Below are 21,073 nucleotides of genomic sequence, written 5' to 3'. Positions count from 1 at the left end.
AAAGATTGATCTTTTCTTTATAATAAAGAATTGGTCTTCTAATAAGGATATATTTTCCTGGTTAGTGTATGATAAATAGGATATTATAGTGAATTATTTTATAAAAAGATACTGCATTTAAAAGGAAAGGAGAGGGAATAATGGGTTTCTTAGATGATATTTTCGGTAAAAAAAAGTTAGTAAAAGAAATAGTGTAAATGTCAAGATAAACATGTACATTTTCGCTTGTTTAAGCATGTACAAAATCAATCATTTTCTTTGCTAAAATGATCTTTAATTCGATAGGATTGTCCTACAATACTGACCACCGTGGCATGATGTAAGACACGATCTAGTATGGCATTGGCGAGTTTAGGGTCCTGGAATACTTCGTCCCAAGACTTGAAGTTGATATTGGTCGTTAGGATGGTACTACGCTTTTCATAACGCATATCGATTAATTGAAAGAATAATTTTGCATCCTCCGGATCAATAGGCAAGTACCCAATTTCATCAATAATAAGTAATTTGTATTTTGTATAGTGCTTTAAACGAGATTCTAGGCGATTCTCAATCTTGGCACGTTTTAAATTTTGAAGTAAATCATGACATTTAATAAAATAAGTACTTGTTCGCTTTTTAGCTGCTGCTATACCAATAGACGTGGCCAAATGGGTCTTACCAACACCACTAGGTCCTAAAAATACTATGTTTTCTTGTTGCTCTAAGAAACGTAGAGAAATAAAATCTAAGATTTGTTGTTTATTAATACTCGGCTGGAATTCGAAATCAAACTCATCAACCTCCTTTCTATGAGGAAATGCGCCCATTTTCACCATAGAATGAATCATATTTTGTTCTCGTACATCAATCTCATAGTTTGTCAGTTTAACAAGTGTCTCTACGAAGGATAATTCATTATTAATGCTAAAATCGACTACGTCACCTAAATGTTGTGCCATTTGTTTTAATTTTAAATACTCTAGGTTTGTTGTTAATTGTTGATAGCTATTCTTCATTTCTATATACCTCACCAATTACTGATAAATTTTGTTTCGCCAAATTGTCAATGTTCGGATATTTAGGTAGTGACTTAGCCAATGCTTTTTTATAATGTTCTTCTTTATAATTGAGCTTAGATTGGCTGATTTTATGTTGTACAATTAACTTCATGTTATGATAAACATATATTTGATTATCATATACTTGTAAACCGACGGTTTTACCTTGATATTCAGCTGGAACTGAGTATTGATTCGATTTGTAAGATATCATGCCTGATGTATTAACTTTTACAAGTTTATGCTTAATCATATAGGAATCTCTTATCGCGCTCTTCGGGAGTGGTTGTAGGAGATTCTTTTCCTGTTTTAGGGCAAACACTGGAATCTTACCAGTCCCTTGATGAAATGTTTGATTAATTCTTGCACATAATTTTTGCACAAATTCATGTAATTCTTCAAAAGTGAATCTTCCTTGATAAGCATGAATTTCGTCTAGAAGTTTCATTGGCGCTTCTACTTTCCCTTTGGTATTTGGTCGCCCTGCGATACAAGGTTGTACCTTAAATCCAAAATCTTGAGCGAATTGGGCAAACTTATTGTTAATCGTTCCTGTAAAGTGTTCTGTTCGAGCTTCATCCATTACCGTCTTCATATTATCCGTGACAATTACCTTCGGTACACCACCAAACATTTCAAATGCCTCTGTCATAAATGACATTAAAACACTTTGTGATTTTGAAATATTCAAATGAAAAACTTTAAATCTCGAGTAGGACAATAAAAGTACAGCTACATTCACATATACGATTTCGCCACTTTTGGTTTCAAATCGTATGCTTTCTTTCCAATCTAATTGAGCTTGTTCTCCTGGAGGTGTCTCATAACGGACACCCACTGAATGACCTGATAAAATACGCTTCCCCTCATCAAAATATGTTCTAAATTCAGGCTTTCTATTAATATAAGCACGAAATGCAGACTGTGAACATTTTAAACCGTGATTGTCTGTTAGATACTGCCATAACACTCGTTTGTAGTAGAAGATTTGTTTAGAATCACTAGATAAAAGAGCTGCAATCACTTCATAATATGTATCGATTTTCGATGTTTTATTTTTTGTCCCTTTTGGTGTAAAACCATTCAAATACTTATCTATGGTACGCCGATCCACATTCAATTCTCTGGCTAATTGACTTTTATTTATCTTCATTTTTAAGTTCCCCATTAGTTTTTTAAAATTTGGTAAGTCTGAAAGACTTTTAACCTCAAATTCTGTTTGAATATCTAGCTTAATATACATACTAACCACCTCAGAGTCAGTATGGAGAATCCAATTGAAAATGTACATATTTATTCAAGCGTTAATGTACATATTTAAGTTAGCATTTATAAAATAGAACTATTCCAAGAAAAAATAAAAGTTTTAGAAAGGGAACTTAAGGAAAAAAATAATTCATTAAAAAATTTATATGCAAGTAATGAAAAGTTAAAAGAAGAGAAGAAAATATTAGATAAAACATTAGATAGAAGTATAGTAGAGCTTGAACATGCTAAAAATTCTATTAATACCAAAATAAAAGAATCAGTGCATGCTGAAAAAGTTATGAATCTTTATCAAGGTATTTATGGAGAACTTGAGTATGATGAAGGGAAAGAGCAACATGTTCTTTCTGAGTATGATGAAGATAAAGGTTTTTTTGATTTTTTAAAGCCTAAAAATGATAATAATGATTTTAATAATGAGCAAATTGAGGCTATTAGATATGATATGGAAAAGAATCTTAGAATTATTGCGGGTGCTGGAAGTGGAAAAACACAGACAATTTGTGCGAAAACTGCATATCTAATACTGATGAAGAATGTCCCTGAGGAAAAAATAGCCATGATTACGTTCACGAAAAAAGCATCTGAAGAGATGAAAGAAAGAGTGAATTTTTTCTTAGACGAGGAAAAATCTAAAGTAGCAGTTGGGACCTTTCATAGCTTTTTTATACGCCTGTATAATGAATTAAAAAAGCAATTTCCATATGTAGAGCAAATGGGCATTATTGGAGATAATCCGGATGAGAGCAGCTATAAGAAAGAATTAAATAAATTAATTAGAGATTATAATTTGAAAAAATTAGATGAAAATGCTGGAGAGAAAAATTTATTTGAAAAAATAAGTTATTGGACGAATATGGGATTCTCCATAGAGATGATGACAAAATATATAGAGAAGCATTTTAATGTGCTTGAACCAACAAGTGATGAAACTTTAAGTCAAAGATTTCAAAAGATGATGCGGGAATTTTATGATAAACGAAAAAGTAATAAAATTGTAGTTTTTGACGATTACATGTTAAATTTGCTTCATGTTTTAAAAGATGATATTCAAGCGCGTGAATATGTACAAAAAAGATTTCAGTATATATTTATTGATGAGTTTCAAGATACTAATCCTCTTCAAATGGATATCATTAAACTTATTTGCCCACCAGATTTGAAGGACGGAGCTAAATTAATCATTGTTGGTGATGATGATCAGAGTATCTATTATTTTAGAGGCGCAGAGCCAAAATACATAAAAGATTTCAACCAAATGTATGAAACCCAAACTCTTAAACTTATGACAAATTATCGTTCTACTTCAAAAATAGTTCAAGCTGGGAATCGGGTAATTGCATTTAATGAGAACAATAGGATAAAAAAATCAATGAAACCTTTTCATAAAAATGAGGGTGATTGCTATATTCGAAGTTTACCTACTCCAGAGGAAGAAGCTGAATGGATTATAGATCAATCTCAGTATATTGGTTTATCAGGAAATAAAGCTGTCCCAGATTATAGAGAAAGTGTAATTTTATATCGTTCCACTTCCCAAATTAAAACATTACTCCATAAACTGGAGGTTAATAATATCCCTTTTGTAATAGAAACTAATGACGACTTAATGGGTATTTTTAGCTTGGATGCATTTAAAAGGGCATATAGATATTGGAAAGCTTTTTTAATATCTAATGAAGATAGTGATAAATTAACTCGATGGAACCAAATAATTGCAGAAACTTCATATGCATTCTACAAGAAAAAACAAGAAGTTGTTAACTTTATTGGAGATAGTTCATCATATTTAAATCCACAAAAAATTGCTGATTTTATTTGTGGAAATAAATCTTTGGATAGAAAAAAAGAGATTATTGATTACTTTGAGGAGTTAGTACGATTAAAGAATAAGAAGTCAGTATCTATGGAAAATATTATTAAAAATTTTTTAGAATTTCCACTCGTTAGAAACCAGTTAACAAAAGATGAAATAAAATGGATAGAAAAAGAAACAGAACAGTTTCAATCATGGGAAGGTATGGTCAAAAGGTATCAAGAGTTAAACCAAAAAAAAGAAGAGATGAAGAAAAAGTTAGATGAATACCATAAAGGTACATTTAATGCAATTTATTTATTAACTATACATAAGAGTAAAGGATTATCATTTAAAAATGTATTTTTAATAGGCTTATATGATGAAGGATTACCAAGTAAAAAAGCCACAAAAGTTACTCCAGAAATAATCCAGGAATCCATAGAGAAAGCTGAACCACCGACTACTATAGAAGAAGAAAGGCGCTTAATGTATGGTGCGAAACGTTGGTTTGAAATCGCTTAACGAGGGATAAACCACATTATAAATTTTTATAATGATAACTGATATTGTGAGACCACAGTAGGATGCCTTTAAAAAAATCCTATGATAAGATGGCTGCTGATACTCCCACATGCATAACTGGTAACGGTTTTGTATGAAGCTGGGTGAAGACGCATTGAGTAGCCCTAACAGATAATGCTGAGGAAAGGTTAAACAACACTGCGAAAGTAATGCGGGCAGGGAGCTATATATGGTTAGTATTCAACATAATTGATGACGAACTACTGAATGTACACCTCGAAAAGCTTTATATAGAAATGTATAAAATAAAAAAATTCACTCCAAAGAAATTATCGTACAGATTTTGATGGATAAAGCTAATGGGTTGCTTTAGTTTAAATAACGTGAATTCGGGGTAAAGGTAGAACCTAAGTATAGTTATTTACCTAGCAATATCGGAACGTTTGAAGTCTCTAACGTCTAGTAATAATCTGGTAAAAAGGATTGTGAGTAGAGATGGCAGTAGAGATGTAGTACCAATGAAACCATGATAATAAGTGGCGGAGGGAAGGTCTCAAGTCTTTTTATATAACAGTTGTAAAGAATATATAAGAAGATGGAGCGCCGTATGCGATGAAAGTCGCACGTACGGTGCGGGGTGGGGGAAAACTTGGAGATTAATTCAAAGGGTTACCTATCACCATTTGCTGTAACTCGTCCAAAGAAGAATCTATATATTACATTCCCAGCAACAATTAATGGGAAACCTTCTAAAAGATCGAGATTTTTAAAAGAGATTAATCTCCCTATTCAACAAGGTGAATAGGGAAGGTTAAGTACAAGAAAGTGATTTTCTGGATCAATATAATATACCTAATGAGATTTTCAAATAATTAATAAAAGAAGATAAACTTTTTTATTCTGATGAAGGAGCGCGTTATTAAATAAAATTAATATATCTTAAGAAATTGTTGGTAATTTTTTTTATAGGATAGTCAATAATTAATTTTTATGTACAATTGTTGATAAAATATATGTTCACAGAAAATTCCCATTCAAATGGTTTTATTTACATATATTTCATGTTATCTTGCTAGTAGGGTAATAAATCCCTATTGTTATTTAAATCATTTATAAAGGGAGGAGTTAATATTATGAAACTTCGTTATGCTCTTGTAACGTCGGTTGCTTTTCTAAGTATTTTAGGTATCGGAACCACAGGTTCACAGGCTTCCACTGATTTTAATAGGGAAGACCAGAAAAAATTAACACAAACTCTCAACATTAGGGATTACACAGTTACTTTACCAACATTTTTTAATGGATATCAACTTACTTATCATGAGCCAGGAATGACTTATCGTACTAGTAATGATTTAATAAAGGTTTCTTCTACTGGGAAATTAACAACTTATTTTTCCACAACAGCAAAAGTATATGTTTATAGAAATGGTGTATTAGATCATACAATTACAGTAATTGTTGGACAAGGTTAAAATTAATTGATGTATTCTATATTTCTTAATAGATAACTAGTAACTGGGATAAGTATTCTATGAGAAAATATTTTGTTCGTAGATCGTACAAATCATCAGTTATTGGTTGATATTGGTCTAATTAAAAATAATGGAAACAAAACGTATTAACTGTTATTCTTTATTTGAAGGAAAACCTATTTGAAGTGTAAAAGCCCCTTACAATAGAGGGCTTTTTATTTTATATTTATATTTTTTCGTGAGATAAAGCTTCTATAAGATTAAAAGGTTGTAATTATATATGTAATAAACCCACAATTGGTCCGGGTAAATCTTTAATTGCAACTCCTAATGATAAAACTTTGTTCATTTAATTAAAAATGTTAAAGATCCCTTTAACATTTTTGTCTTGAGTTACAGATGCTATAAATTCGTTATTTACAAATATCAATGAAACTATCACTTGAATTATTTTTACACTAGATGAAGTACCATAGACAGCGATATCATATGTGTTTCCATTCTTTAAAGTTGTTTCAATGGTATTGATATAATTATTTCTAATATCAATAGGGGGTTCGTTAACTTTAGTTGATTTTAGATTGTAAAACTCTAATCGATTTACTTGAATATAATTTTTATCTTCTATTGTAAATAAATCTATTATTATCTATTTTGACTTTAGAATCAACGAAAATGACCTTTTTATTCTGGAAGTTTTGAAAAGTAATGGGTGCTCCTGAGGCACCAGAATGAGTGACATGAATCTTTTGGTTATAAACTCCGTCTCTTATGTAGATAATACTTCCTTCTTTTTATAAGCATTCCTTCTCAACTATATAGTTAAAACTGACGATTTATATCTTGTTTCAATAAAAAAAGACCCAGGAATATATTCTGGGTCAAGGAATATCAACCACCGTGGTCTCCGTCTGCCATCATACTTTGAACGACTTTTACTACGTGACTATCTGTTTGAGATGTAATTCCCAATGTAAATAGTAAAGCAGTAGCAATACTCATCACTTTAATTAGTTTTTTCATTTTAAAGCTCCTTTCGCGTCGGCTTTTTTCTTAGCTTGAATTGCTTTATAGAAGTATGTACCTGCTTTGGCATGCTGCCCTTGTTCAAAAATCCTTTCTGCTAGAACATTACAGCATTCATAGATATACTCATATAAATCTTCTCGTTCAAAGTATTCGATTCCTGCAAGAACTGTAGCTTCTAATTTTTCAGCTGGGATATTATTATTAATGTCTCTCAAAATTTTAAACCGATGCTGATATTCTTCATTGTTTAGTTCTGTACAGAGTTGTAATCCTCTTTCAAATAAAGTATTAGCAGTTTCTTGGTTTCCTAGTTTAGAGTGTTCCCTGCCCTCGATGAAAATGGCTTTATAGTGGTTAGGTTTCTTCTCGGATACTTCAGAGAGGTAGCGAATAGCTAATTCAGACATATTTTGCCCTGCATATAATAAACCTAAATTATGACGAACCATTATAGTGAATTTTTCTTCTCCAATTTTTTGGAACAGATCCATTGCTTTTACAAGATGTTCTTCCGCTAATGCCCATTCTCTTAAATTGGTACATGCCATGCCTAAAAGATTTTCACAGAATCCAATATTTCGTTCGTGGCCTTCATGTTTTGAGAATATTTCTTTAGCTTTGTTAACATACTTAATTGATTGGAGTGATTCGTAAACATCGTAATGGAAGGCACCAATTTTATAGTAAAACTCAGCCTGCTCAATTTCATCAGATACCTCATTTAGAAGTTCTTCTGCCTTATCATAATGATCTCTTGCTATTGAATAGCTGCCTACGGTACTTGCATGAATTGCTTTAAAGAAGTGATAGTAGTAGGTTAATATATTATCATTTGGAATTTGAAAAGTTTCTACTTTGTCGAAGCAACCCTTTGAAATATTTAAATTATCTACTATATATTTATAACGAAAATCTAATAGTGAATAATATAAGTGTAAGCTCTGATCCGAGACACCTTTCATTCTATTATCAATTTCTTCTTTTAGCTGATGAGCATTATCAATTCGTCTCGCACGGATTTCAATATACCAATCATTTAACATATTAGCGACTACTTCATATTCTGTGACTAAAGTATCCATTGTATTCTCCTCATCCTATTACAGTATATGTATTAATAATAACAGAATTTGGATATGTTTTATATAAAAATACAGAAAATTTAAATAAATAAGATCGTTATAAGTAAATTTATGTCTAAAATTATATATTTTTAGAGGTTATTGGAGTTTATATAAAAGGAAAAAGAAATATATATTAAGGAGATATTGTAGGTATAAGTTTATCATTTTAGCCAAGAAGACTCCTTCCTCAAGGAACGCGAAGTGAGTAGGTGGGAGATGAATTGGCTTTGAACAAGGGATGGCAAGGAGCCATCTTAATTGTTCGACATACTTAAAGTGTTACTTCGCTATATATCGAATATACGTTCGGTAGATAGTGGTCATATACCGAAATGGAGGTGAATCAAATGATAATTAATAAAGTCTATAAGTTTCGTATCTATCCAAATTAAGCACAAGCAATTCTAATTAACAAAACGATTGATTGATCTCGCTTTGTATTCAATCATTTCCCAGGCATACAAAGAAACTGGAAAAGGTGTACCTGCTGATGCATCAAAAGATAAAATAAAGCGGTTATATGAAGAGATAAAAAAGCTCAAAGAAGATAAACAAAATTTAATTATTCAGTTAGTCGAAATGAGCGAATTGAAAGGTGAAAACAGAAGACTAAGGGAATTTTTAGAAAAGATAAGAAATCTAAAATAATGTATCTTTGCAATAAAGTTAGTAGAATCAGAATAAAGTCCATATTTTATACTTTAACTAAAATACTCCTGAAAACCAACCTCACTTTTTAAAACAGACACTTCATATTAATAAAGCTCTCGTACAGTTATGTTTTATGGAATGAAATACTGTCTTTTAATACTTTTGAAAATTAGGAAGAAAGAATTTCCATTATAACTATTACAAACAATTCTTCATTCTGTTAAAATTTTAAAGAGAAGTAAGTAAAAGAAATCGTGGGAGGTTAATAGTCGGTGCTAGCTAGGAACGTTAAAGTAGACATTAGAGATTTATATAAGAGTCTTGCAACAGAACTATATGAAAACTTTGTCATTAATAAGAAGTATTTTGCAGAACAACTAAGTAACGGGAAATATAGTACAAAGAATAATATTTTTGATCCTTTGCGAATAAATGATATGTTAATTAATCAGAAAAGCTATCTCACATATCAGCAAGTTAAAACTAGGTTAAAATGGATTTGTTTGGATTTCGATATAGATAAAAAGATACTAGAAAAGGACTTTCCTAAAGATCAACAAAAATACATTGATATACTTATCAATGAAGTAAGAGAAATTTGCAAGTTTCTTGATTCATATAAAATTGATTATCTTACAGAATTTTCAGGTAATAGAGGTATACATGTTTGGGTAATATTCACTGAACCTGTTGAAAAATCACATGCTTTCCAGTTTGTACAGAGGTTAGTTGAGGAGATTAATAATAATCCGAGTCCTTATATCAATGTCGATCTTTTTCCTAAGAATGGTCAAAATAACAATAATAAGGTAGGATTTGGGGTGAAACTGCCTTTATCTCTTCATACCAAGTCTCAGAGCTATTCTTATTTTATAGATAACATTTATTCGTTCGTATATTCAACTGAAATATGGAAAAATAAATTTGATGAAGAGTTTCTTTCTTCTCAACTTACTTTGCTATCACGTTATCAAAAGCAAAGTTTTAAAGATGTAGCCTTAAAGTTAAATTTAAAATTAGAAGCAGAAGAGATTACTATACAAACTAACCCATTCATACCAACAAAGAATGCCTTAAAAGAGACATATGAAAATCTAGAGGATGTTCTAAAAAAAATAAAGCAATGTACAATTATAGATGACATATTAAAGAAATATCCAAACAATTTAAGTGAGAGTGAAAGAATAATATTTGTTGGTCTACTGAATAAATTGAAGACCCCTCAAAATGATAACTATGGGAAAGAAATTCTTTGGGACTTTTTCTCTAGAATGGATAATTTCAAACCTGAACTTACCAGAAAAAAGTTGGAGAATCTTAACCTGCATCCTCCAACATGTGGTTTCTTAAGAAATAAGTTCTCTCAACATAATTGCAAGTGTGAAAATGGTTGTAGTCTTCAAAATAAAGATATTCTCGAATTAAAGACAACATCTCCACTTAAGTTTCTTGATGTTGATTTATTACCTTACGATGCTTTTGAAGTAAAGAAATCAGAAATAGACAAAATTATTAAAGCGCAAAGGAAGTATACTAACCAAAACGATGAAATTGCATTCTTATTTACTCAGTTAGAACTTGAAAATATCGATGTCAAGGATATGAAAGAAGCTATAGAAAATGTTCTTGTTGGTAACTATACAGTACGAGAACCTTATAAATTCTCCCGTTTAGAAAAAAATAGTAAGGTTCGAAGTCTTTATGCACTTCAAGCTGAAGAAAAAATAATAAGTACATACCTTATAAAAATACTTAATGCCTTCTATTATACAGAATTTTCGGATGGATCTTACGGTTATAAATTTGAAAATAGTTTTGCTAACTACAATATCTTTAAACCATGGATGCAACAATGGTTAATCTATCGGAATAATATTATGGAAAGGCTTAACGATGACATACTCGCGGAACATTACGTAATAAAACTTGACATTAAAAATTTCTATTCAAGTCTTAATTTAGGAAGATTAAAAACAAAGTTAATTCATGGACCCTCAGAAATAATTAAAGAAAAAATAAATACACTCTCAAGTGAGCAGCTCAGTAAATATAATCATTTGATAGATTACTTAATAAAACTTTGTGAAAAAGATAATTTGGAAGCCAAAGGCGTGCCACAGGGCCCCGCATTTGCTAGATATTTAGCAGAAGTCTATTTAATTGAGTTAGATAAATACATACAAAGTCTGCTTGAAGAGAACTTTAACTTTTACTTTAGATATGTTGATGACATGGTTCTAATTCTAGAAAATGAAGAAAAAGCTAAAGAAACTTTAGACAAGATACAAACTTATTTAGAATCATTAGATTTACATTTAAATTGGGATAAGCACCTTATTTCCCAGGTGAAGAACTCTAAAAGTGACTTTGAAAGTTATTTTAATGATAACAAGTACTTTATAGATAACTCTTCAAAAAGCCAAGAAACCAATTCATCTTTCATTAATAAAAAAGCTACACGCCTACTCAGCAAAATGGTTAAACCAACCATTGTTGAAGTCAATGAAGAAAATTTGAGTTTTTATTTCACTCATTTTAATAATAATAAGCGTCTATTGGAGGAAAAAAGAAATCTTGAGCACTATCTATTTAATTTAGAGATAGGCCGGGGGTCACTATTTAGAAACTATTTCCGTTATTATTTTTCAACAAATAATAATTTCAATAACTTAGTTGAAAGCACCAAAGCTCTAAAAGGACTTGGCAAAGGAGTTTTCCTAAACACGTTACTTGAGGTTATATACTATAAGAATTACACTGACAAAGAAAAGACAAAGAATGTAATATATGAGTTTGTAAAGTCAGAGGTAAATAATTATGAGACAGAATTAATACTGTCTTTAATGTTGTTAGAAAATGAATTTGTCCAAAATGAATTTATATTAAAAGTTCACGATCAAACTCTATTAAAAGTTTTAAGGTTCAAATTCGAAAAAGTCATACCAGAATTCCTAGAAGAGCGGATTCTGAATACTCTTGAGAAAGAACGTGACATCAAAGAATTCATATTGAATACTTATGATTTAATTTTTTACAATAGTTTATCTTCAGAATTTATAATTAAAGTTTCTGAAATGTTTTTTAATAAGATTAATCAGTCCATGGGAACTAATGATCCTAAAGACTTCGAATCAAATTTTTTAGACAGCAGGAAGACTATCAATAAGTATTATCACTTATGCTGTCTATTAACATTGACTGAGCAAAATTTCACTAATATTAAAAGAGTTTGGGAAAATTTAATAACTTATGTAAATACCTATTTCCCTACCATCAATATAGATTACAACAATTGGTTAAGAAGAACTTCCACCTTAAAGCTCAAACCATTAACAAGAAATAACTTAAACACAATACTGACTATCAAGGTTCATGATAACTTCGTAGATGGTAATAGTAATATTGATACACTTAAGTTATATGATCATTTCCACACTGGAATTGTTCTATTCTTGATGGAAGCAAAAGAAGATTCAGAAAGTATCTCCGATTATCTGAATGAAGAAAGTATTAATGTATTAGAAAATATTCAAAAAAAATACAACTTAGAATTTATTAATTGGATTATTAATGAAAAAGAAGTTTCAATGTTTCCAAATAAAAAAATCGGGCAACGGAATGTTATTGAAAATGATAGAATTGTTCTACAGCGTGGTAATCAGTTACTAGTTCGAATTTCTAGGAAAGAAGTTGTGGATTTAGAGTTTGATTATTTAAAGGAAGTTCAAATAAAAGATGAAAAGTGGCTAGACGGTGAGTATGTATCAATAACTTTCAGATACAACAGACACGATTATATATCTCTGCATCAGTTATTGAGCAACGAAAAAGACTTTCACTCTTATATCGATAAGATAATAAGAGTATTTGAAAGTATTGGTGTTTTTAAGAAAAAGTTTATAAAAAATAAAGAAAAGTTTCCAAGTATATTAGGTGATTATGATTTAATTAATAAAGAAACGTATTTTCCGTTAATACCATTCTCTAGTTATGATAATAAGTTAGTATTATCGGAAAATGAGGTAGTTGAGAATAACACAAAAAATTTTCATTTAACCTTCTTTAATAAAATTAATACCAACATTGAGTTATTCAGGGGTAAACCTTATACAATAAAAACATCTGAGATAAATACAAATTTCTTTCCGAAGAAGATTCAGGAAGATGCAGAGTTAAAAATACTTTATTTGAAAAGATTTTTAACTATCTTGGAAAAGGATCAAATAGATGATGCCTTTTATTTTGAACTGTGTAAGTTTAAAACAATTGTATCTTTAATTGATATTATAACTAAAACACTTGGGGAAGAGAAAAGATCCTTCTATCTTTACCTAGAATATTATCATTCTCTATACAAGGAAAACTCTGATTTACTAAAGCTTTTATTTACCCCTGTTGATATTAAAACTAACTCTATCGGTCATGTTTTTGAAACAATAAAAAATAGTATCATGAGCTCAGTTAACTGTTATGATTTCACTTTATTAGAACAGATATGGGAAAAGGAGATTCGATTCTTAGAGCATTTAATTTCTACCCATATATCAGTAGAAGAAAATCTTCAGATTGTGGATGTATTAAAAAAATGCACCTTTGATTATGATGATAACTTAAATGAAATTAAGATTGATATAGACAATGATACCTGGGTCATTCCAGAAGAAGACTGGCCCAGCATAAAGATATATCAACTTCAACAAGGTAATTCCTTGATGCAGAAATTTAAATTAAGTGATGTCAATGTATTAGAAAATACAGAGTATTGTTTTGCTTACAAGTCTAATGATGGCTATTTACTCCTTATTATGCCTGACATTATCAGCAAAACACTTGATTGTATAAATATTAGGGAGAAATTGTATAAAAAGTATGAAAAAGAAAAGGATTTAATAAATTTAGACTGTTTCATCAATAACATCCAAATCGAGAAAGAAATTTTATACTCTCCGTACTTTAGTCGAGCAGTTGACATAATAAAGGAACAATCTTTTTATGAGGAAAGAGAATTAAAGGAAATTGAGGCCGACTTAATAGCTTGGATTAGAAGATTTGACCCAAAATATCATCAAGCTCTTCTAAATGTAATTGCAAGCCATCAATATATTAAAGAGGAGGATATAAAAAAATTCTTTGTGAAGGTTGAAGCTGCTCTTAGATGTACGAATAAAATATTTTTTCATATCAAATCCGCTGAGGACTATAACGGGTTCCACAGATTAGTTTTAAGTGGATTTCCACATACAAGACAATTGAAACTTGATCAGTTTGAATCGAGAGTTTTAACAGAACCTACCTCAGATTATGATTTAGTAATATTATCTGAAATCGGAATCTCAGGTAGCCAAACTGTCAATGCCTTAAAACGTTACTATCTATCAAGTGATTTGGTTGAAGAAACCGCTCAAAAACTTGTTGATAAGGAAAAATACTATCCTATTCAATTAAGTCAGCATATTACTTTTAAAGAGAAGATGAGATCCTTTAAGAATATACACTTGTTTTTTATTGGTTACACAGAGAAATCCCGTAAAAAGCTACAAGAAGAAATATGTGCGTTATTAGGTTGTCCAGGGGAAAAAATATCTTTTTTCCCCGAAGAGCATACTATTAATTTTAAAGAATCAGTTTTACTATCGAATCCTAACATTGATTCAAGAAATCAGAACCTATTTGAAGAGTTAATTAGGAATACAGAATACATTGGGGAATTGTTTAACTTTAGTGAGGAGAAAAAGGCACAATATGTAAAATACCTTAAAGACCTCGATAAAACTAGAACAAGGTATAATTCTGATTATAACCTAATCTTAAGAAAGGGATCCACTCCAAAGAAAAGTCATCAGATCTTTACACTTGAATCTGATGCAATTCGTTCTCTCTTTGAAAAAACTAAAGAGCATACGGAGAATTAGCTAGAAGTTATAGGTCCATTTGGAGGATTTTAAAGTAATTAAAAGAAATAACCCTATAAAAACCTAACATTCAACTTTTTTCAAAACATATAAACAAAGAAACCTGAGGAGTTATTATTTAAATATCTTGGGTAATGAAAGGATCTAACAGTGATTACCTATAAGGTAAATTATTATGTTAGATCCTTTTAGTTCACGGCCCTGTGCGTTTTGAGGGTATTTTTATTTGGTAACTTGATAGCGATGGTGTGGTATCCTACATTGCGAAAGAAAATGGCATAATAAGATTGAATGTAAATGGTTTATTGCTAATAATCTTCTTTTTAAATTGTTAATAAAAAGGTCTAAAGGAAGCATACTTTTTGTTAATTGTATTAATATATTAGGAATAAATGTTATGATATATTTTGGAAATATAAGCAATAGGGAAAGGTTTAATTGGAAAGAGTATTTTCTTTTTTTTCTAACACAGTCGAAGAATTTGAAGCATTTATAAAGGCAGGTACTTTTTATTGGCCCCGAGCGCTTGCAAAAAAGACAAAGTATCAACAAAAAGGGAATGAATATGAACAAATGAAAGAAAATATAGGGGATGCAGTTTATATTGTTGTAGGGACAAAGGTTAAAAATGACATAAAAGACTCCATATTAAAGAGAAAGATTACAGGGGCACTAATGGTTACGCATAAAGGAATTGTAAAAGAGGTATATAACCGACCTGTAATGGGGTATCGATATACACATGGTCGTAATACTACGGATAAATCATTTATGCTTCCTTTTGAATTTCTCAAAGAGATGAAACAATTAGATACATATATGGGGAAGGAATTTTCTACCGAAAATAAAATAGAGTTAGAGTAAGCTATTGAAATGGGAAAGATAATTAAGCGTTTATTAGATCATGATGAGATTCACTTCCAAAGAGCTTTTATTAAAAAAGGTACTATTTTTATTAAAAATGATAATTCAGAAAGTGTTTTTAGGTTGGATAATATGTCGGTAGATTTGTCATATAAGGAAGCTGGTGTCAGTGAGCGACTAACTTATCGGGAAATGCCTAGTAAACAGTTAGTACATAAAATTGTGGAAAAGTGTAATAAAGCTGGTTTAAATGGAAAGAAACTCATTGAAAACTTGAGAACATGGCGTGCTAAAGAATTTGTTAAAGTTGAAATAGAAGAAGAGATTTTTCAGGAGCTAGATGGAAAACTTCAAGAAGGTGTAAGTACAAGACTAAATGAAAAAGAAGATAATAGTGATAGTTTACTTACAGATATAAAGAAGAAAATTGGTTTTGATTTTAATAACACAGAAAATCAAAAGGATGTGGTACATATGAATTTACCTAAAAATCAAATTTTGTATGGTCCGCCCCATGCCCATCAACTTAAGAATTTGCACTACCCCCAAGTGTCAAAAAACGTTATTCTTTCTAAAAAGCTAGCTAGAAAGGATGACATTTTTTATGAATCTTTCAATTCAAGATGAATTACAACTATTTTCTGAAGAGCTGTATCGTCATTTAACCCCTTCTCTTTTGGAAGAACTCGCTAAAGAATTAGGTTTTGTAAAAAGAAAACGAAAGTTTTCAGGAAATGAATTAGCTACCATATGTATCTGGGTCAGTCAACGTACAGCGAGTGATTCTCTCGTTCGACTATGCAGTCAATTACACGCCGCCACAGGCACTCTTATGAGTCCAGAAGGACTCAATAAACGCTTTGATAAAAAAGCGGTTGAATTTTTGAAATATATTTTTTCTGCATTATGGAAAAGTAAACTTTGTAAAACATCAGCCATTTCAAGTGCAGCACTCACGTATTTTCAACGAATCCGTATTTTAGATGCGACGATTTTCCAAGTACCGAAACATTTAGCACATGTATATCCTGGGTCAGGTGGTTGTGCACAAACTGCAGGTATCAAGATTCAATTAGAATATGACTTACACAGCGGACAGTTTTTAAACTTCCAGGTAGGTCCTGGAAAAAATAATGATAAAACATTTGGAACAGATTGCTTAGATACCTTACGGCCGGGTGATCTGTGTATTCGTGATTTAGGATATTTTTCATTGGAAGACTTAGATCAAATGGATCAACGTGGCGTGTGCTATATATCAAGACTTAAGTTAAACCATACCGTCTATACGAAAAATCCATTTCCAGAATACTTTCGAAATGGGACAATCAAAAAACAGTCACAGTATATCCAAGTTGATTTAGAGAACATTATGCACACGTTAAAACCAGGACAAACGTATGAAATAAAAGAGTCGTATATTGGCAAGAATCAAAGATTATTTACAAGAGTAATTATCTACCGATTAACAGAGGAACAAATACTGGAACGTAGAAAAAAACAAAGCTATACCGAAAGTAAAAAGGGGATTACATTTTCAGAAAAGAGTAAACGATTAACGGGTATCAACATATATGTTACGAATACGCCTTGGGAAGTGGTTCCGATGGAACAAATCCATGATTTTTACTCCCTCCGCTGGCAGATCGGCGTGTCCAGATAAGGACACATTATCTAGTTGGTGAAAGTCCAATCGGGAGAATAGACTCCACTCCCGTAGCCTGAGAGGCGCCATGAAGTGAAAGCGACATGGCGAAGCCCTCTGACATCACATGCAAAAGGCATGTGGGCAAATCTCCAGGTTGTAACGTACAGTGAACGTAGATGTAGCCTCGTTACACGCAATTCCGGTGGCTGAGACGGTCGATAACGTGCGAAAGCAACAAGAACTGACCGAAACGAGTCTGGAACGGCAGTTCTCACCGGCGGGGTATCAGCGGCGACATGGAGAGAAAGATAATGTGGAAACTGGAGAAGCCCTCGACACCCGATGAAGAAATCTCATCGAGGAGACCGTCTCTATAACCGCGATCGGGAAGTGAGAACGGTAGGTGTCAGGGTGGCGGAACGGATCGTAGTACCAGAGATCTGCGTGCAGCAAAACACGCGGGGAGGAAAGGATCCGAACCTGTAAACATTTCGTATGACTAAAGGAGGCAAGGGTGCTATGACAAAAACACCCATCACTTTGCAGGAACTAAGGCAACGAATCTATCGAAAGGCGAAGTCTGAACCTACGCACCGGTTTTGGGGGATATTTACCCACATTACCAAAATTACAACCCTTCACGAAGCATATCAACAGGCGAGGAAAAACAATGGTGCCCCAGGCATTGATGGAAAAAGTTTTGCTGATATAGAACTAGAAGGAGTTATCCCATTCTTAACGGGTATTCAAGAAGAATTACAAGCTGGAATATACCAACCACAAGCCAATCGAAAAGTAGAAATCCCAAAGACAAACGGCAAAATGCGAACTCTGCAAATTCCGTGTATACGAGATCGTGTAGTACAAGGAGCGCTAAAACTCATATTAGAAGCAATTTTTGAAGCTGATTTCTGTCCAAACTCGTATGGGTTTCGGCCGAAACGCTCTCCACATCAGGCATTGGCAGAAGTACGACGCAGTATATTGCGCCGTATGACCATAATAATTGATGTTGATTTGTCACGCTACTTTGATACAATCCGACACAACATATTATTGGAGAAAATCGCGAAACGTGTCCAAGACCCACAGGTTATGCATCTTGTAAAACAGGTAATTAAGGCAACAGGAAAGATCGGTGTCCCGCAAGGGGGACCATTTTCTCCACTAGCCGCGAACATTTACCTCAATGAAGTGGATTGGACATTTGATACCATTCGACGTAAAACAGCTGATGGCAATTACGAAGCTGTAAACTATCACCGTTTTGCCGACGATATAGTTATCGCTGTAAGCGGACACTCCAGTAAAAGTGGATGGGCTGAACTGGCATTACGACGACTGTGGGAACAGTTAAAGCCTTTGGGAGTTGAACTGAATCTGGAGAAGACTCAGATGGTCAATGTCCTAAAAGGAGAATCCTTCGGATTTTTAGGATTTGACCTGAGACGAATACCGAACCGAAATAAGAATGGATTCTTCGTTTTCATGATCCCGAAGAAGAAAGCTCGCACGACAGTGAAAGCAAAAATTCGCGAACTCATTCAAAACGCAGGAGCGAAGCCAGCACAAGACTTAATAAAACAAATCAATGCCGTACTGACTGGATGGGTGAACTACTTCCGGGTTGGGAACTCTAGTCAAGCTTTCAGTGAAGTACGTGATTATACGGAGATGAAAATTCGCACACTGTTAACGAGAAGGAAACGACGACGAAAGCGTAGCATCGGATGGCAGAGATGGAGTAACGAATATCTCTATGGTGTACTGGGGCTTTACTGGGACTGGAAAGTCCTTCCCCTGAAAAGTGCAGAGAGTTTCCGATGAAAGTGTCTGCCATTTGATAGGTCTCATAACCCTTTTGATGAAGTTTATGGGGTGAGCTGCTTGAGGGAAAACCTCACGAGCAGTTCTTATGGGGAGAGGCTGGAAACGGATCACAACTGATACCGCGCCAGTCTTTTACCCGACAAATCATATTTAAAACGTGGAAATCTCTATTTCAAATTCATCATTGGCAAACTATCAAACAAGAGCGATTAGAATGCCATGTGTATGGAAAACTCATTGCCATTTTTATATGTTCTTCCACGATGTTTAAGATGCGCCAACTTCTGTTGCAAAAGCACAAAAGAGAACTAAGCGAATATAAAGCAATTGGGATGATTCAAGATCATCTATCCCTGTTATATCAAGCGATACAGAGAAACACCCGTATAATAACAAAGGTTTTAATCCGCCTGTTTACCCTACTAAAGAAAAATGGCCGGAAATCCCATCGATATGAGAAGAAAACTATCTTTGATATTATGGGTGTTGTCTATGAGTATAATGGATTGAGAAAACAAAAGAAAGCTGCATAAGAAAAAAATGAAACCCGTTAGGGTTTATTTCGTATGCTCATTTTTAAGAGGATTATACTGTTTAAAAGTTTGTTCATTTCAATTAATGGAAAACCGTAGAGTTTCTATCCTTAAGTTGATGGGCATGGGGTTTCCACAGATGAATAGTTTTTATAGTCAAGAAGAGTTGAGCGAAATTGGCTTTCTATCTGTCGGGGAAAATGTATTAATAAGTAAAAAAACCAGCATATATAATCCAGGTGCTATATCTGTTGGAAATAATGTAAGAATCGATGACTTTTGCATTTTAAGTGGTAAAATTACAATTGGAAGTTATTCGCATATAGCGGCATATACAGCGTTATTTGGAGGAGAAATGGGGATTGAAATGCATGATTTTGCAAATATTTCATCAAAAACAATTGTATATGCAGCAATTGATGATTTTAGCGGAAATACATTAATGGGACCGACTATTCCACATCAATATAAAAATGTGAAAGCTGGAAAAGTTGTTTTAAAAAAGCATGCCATTGTTGGTGCGCATTCTATTATCTTTCCAAATGTAGTAATAGGAGAAGGAGCGGCAGTTGGCGCGATGAGTATGGTAAAAGAAAGTTTAGATGATTGGTATATATATGTTGGGGTGCCCGTAAGAAAAATAAAAGCTCGTAAAAAAAATATAGTAGAATTAGAAAATGAATTTTTAAAAAATATTAATTCCTGAGTGTTTAAAAGATTTTGTTGCAGCATTTCTCAAAAAAATAAAAAAAGACATGTATGAGGGGATATTATGTGATTACTGTATTATTTAAGGGGCTATCTTTATAGTTGTCTTTGTGTAGTAAAGAGGGGTGTTGTCACACATTGCTATCCCAAAGTAAAAAACGTTATTCTTTCTAAATAAGCTAAATAGGAAGGAATAACGTTTTTTTTATGAATTTCTCGATTGAATCACTTTATATCATTCAAGTAACAAACAATTATAAAAAATTGTTTGTTACTTGAATTTATTTCGATTTGTATAGAGTTAAATTTCAGCCTCTAGTGTTGCGATATATATAATTTAAGCTTCTATTTTTTAGTTGCAGATAATACCTTATAACGATGTCTTAAATAACAAAAACTATAAGAAGTAAATTCAATACACACACACACACACATATATATATATATATATATAGAAAAACTAATGTAATTTATGTTAAAAGAAGAGTAGTAACTTTAAATATGGAAAATGAAAAAAATTTATAGGAGGCTGCCATTTCATACAGTTTGGCGGCGTAACGCAAATATTTCGGCTAAATTAATGAATAAATTATCGGACAAAAATAAGCGCTCTAACTTTGAATAGAACGCCATTTTACCGTATTACCTGGCCCCGAAAAGGCTCGAACTCAAT

At 32.2% G+C, this 21,073-nt stretch carries 12 protein-coding genes and 4 pseudogenes; 11 read left to right on the top strand and 5 right to left on the bottom strand.

All coding sequences use genetic code 11. The features are described 5' to 3' along the window. Nucleotides 1–245 precede the first annotated feature (245 nt). Together istB and istA are read right to left on the bottom strand one after the other, a co-directional pair. Nucleotides 246–998: an IS21-like element IS232 family helper ATPase IstB gene (gene istB / locus ACXKY9_RS31605; protein WP_000798699.1), complete on the bottom strand. Its 753-nt coding sequence runs from the start codon at nucleotides 996–998 to the stop codon at nucleotides 246–248. After that, nucleotides 988–2,283 carry an IS21-like element IS232 family transposase gene (gene istA / locus ACXKY9_RS31600; RefSeq protein WP_000275580.1) on the bottom strand — a complete coding sequence of 432 codons (1,296 nt, stop codon included), beginning with the start codon at nucleotides 2,281–2,283 and terminating at the stop codon, nucleotides 988–990. Before istA ends, istB begins: the two co-directional genes overlap by 11 nt. A gap of 303 nt (nucleotides 2,284–2,586) precedes the next feature. On the opposite strand from istA, the gene ACXKY9_RS31595 reads away from it, so the two are divergent. From ACXKY9_RS31595 to ACXKY9_RS31585, 3 genes are all read left to right on the top strand, one after another. Beyond that, on the top strand, nucleotides 2,587–4,626 hold the full coding sequence (locus ACXKY9_RS31595) for an ATP-dependent helicase (RefSeq protein WP_153580447.1): 2,040 nt from the start codon (nucleotides 2,587–2,589) through the stop codon (nucleotides 4,624–4,626). Between the two features lie 649 nt (nucleotides 4,627–5,275). Next, nucleotides 5,276–5,431 carry a hypothetical protein gene (locus tag ACXKY9_RS31590; RefSeq protein ID WP_153580446.1) on the top strand — a complete coding sequence of 52 codons (156 nt, stop codon included), beginning with the start codon at nucleotides 5,276–5,278 and terminating at the stop codon, nucleotides 5,429–5,431. 328 nt (nucleotides 5,432–5,759) lie between these two features. Then, nucleotides 5,760–6,101, top strand: a complete 342-nt coding sequence (locus ACXKY9_RS31585) for a hypothetical protein (RefSeq protein ID WP_016090553.1) — start codon at nucleotides 5,760–5,762, stop codon at nucleotides 6,099–6,101. Between the two features lie 394 nt (nucleotides 6,102–6,495). On the opposite strand, the pseudogene ACXKY9_RS31580 reads toward ACXKY9_RS31585, so the two are convergent. The 3 genes and pseudogenes from ACXKY9_RS31580 to ACXKY9_RS31570 all read right to left on the bottom strand — a co-directional run. Continuing rightward, nucleotides 6,496–6,895 (bottom strand): annotated as a pseudogene (locus tag ACXKY9_RS31580) (DUF5123 domain-containing protein); the annotation flags it as partial. Nucleotides 6,896–6,992: 97 nt separating this feature from the next. Then, on the bottom strand, nucleotides 6,993–7,124 hold the full coding sequence (locus tag ACXKY9_RS31575; protein WP_016090554.1) for a hypothetical protein: 132 nt from the start codon (nucleotides 7,122–7,124) through the stop codon (nucleotides 6,993–6,995). After that, entirely contained in the window at nucleotides 7,121–8,212 is a 1,092-nt protein-coding gene (locus ACXKY9_RS31570) for a Rap family tetratricopeptide repeat protein (protein WP_016090555.1), read from the bottom strand. Before ACXKY9_RS31570 ends, ACXKY9_RS31575 begins: the two co-directional genes overlap by 4 nt. 443 nt (nucleotides 8,213–8,655) lie before the next feature. On the opposite strand from ACXKY9_RS31570, the pseudogene ACXKY9_RS31565 reads away from it, so the two are divergent. From ACXKY9_RS31565 to ACXKY9_RS31530, 8 genes and pseudogenes are all read left to right on the top strand, one after another. Beyond that, nucleotides 8,656–8,800, top strand: a pseudogene (locus ACXKY9_RS31565) (IS200/IS605 family element RNA-guided endonuclease TnpB); the annotation flags it as partial. A 377-nt stretch (nucleotides 8,801–9,177) separates the two neighbouring features. Next, nucleotides 9,178–14,817 carry a TOTE conflict system archaeo-eukaryotic primase domain-containing protein gene (locus ACXKY9_RS31560; protein ID WP_016090556.1) on the top strand — a complete coding sequence of 1,880 codons (5,640 nt, stop codon included), beginning with the start codon at nucleotides 9,178–9,180 and terminating at the stop codon, nucleotides 14,815–14,817. Nucleotides 14,818–15,255: 438 nt separating this feature from the next. Next, nucleotides 15,256–15,681: a hypothetical protein gene (locus ACXKY9_RS31555; protein ID WP_016090557.1), complete on the top strand. Its 426-nt coding sequence runs from the start codon at nucleotides 15,256–15,258 to the stop codon at nucleotides 15,679–15,681. A gap of 9 nt (nucleotides 15,682–15,690) precedes the next feature. Continuing rightward, the gene (locus ACXKY9_RS31550; protein WP_016090558.1) at nucleotides 15,691–16,308 is read left to right on the top strand and encodes a hypothetical protein; all 618 of its coding nucleotides are present in this window, start codon (nucleotides 15,691–15,693) and stop codon (nucleotides 16,306–16,308) included. Next, nucleotides 16,286–17,335: pseudogene (locus ACXKY9_RS31545) on the top strand (IS4-like element IS231C family transposase); the annotation flags it as partial. The gene ACXKY9_RS31550 and the pseudogene ACXKY9_RS31545, both read left to right, overlap by 23 nt. Before the next feature lie 513 nt (nucleotides 17,336–17,848). Next, on the top strand, nucleotides 17,849–19,156 hold the full coding sequence (gene ltrA, locus ACXKY9_RS31540; protein ID WP_000169371.1) for a group II intron reverse transcriptase/maturase: 1,308 nt from the start codon (nucleotides 17,849–17,851) through the stop codon (nucleotides 19,154–19,156). A 143-nt stretch (nucleotides 19,157–19,299) separates the two neighbouring features. Continuing rightward, a pseudogene (locus tag ACXKY9_RS31535) lies at nucleotides 19,300–19,692 on the top strand (IS4 family transposase); the annotation flags it as partial. A 139-nt stretch (nucleotides 19,693–19,831) separates the two neighbouring features. After that, nucleotides 19,832–20,398: an acyltransferase gene (locus ACXKY9_RS31530; RefSeq protein ID WP_033679622.1), complete on the top strand. Its 567-nt coding sequence runs from the start codon at nucleotides 19,832–19,834 to the stop codon at nucleotides 20,396–20,398. The last annotated feature ends 675 nt before the right edge of the window (nucleotides 20,399–21,073 follow it).

This window comes from Bacillus sp. 2175 (assembly GCF_057812155.1).
This window is presented reverse-complemented; position numbering and strand designations above follow the sequence as displayed.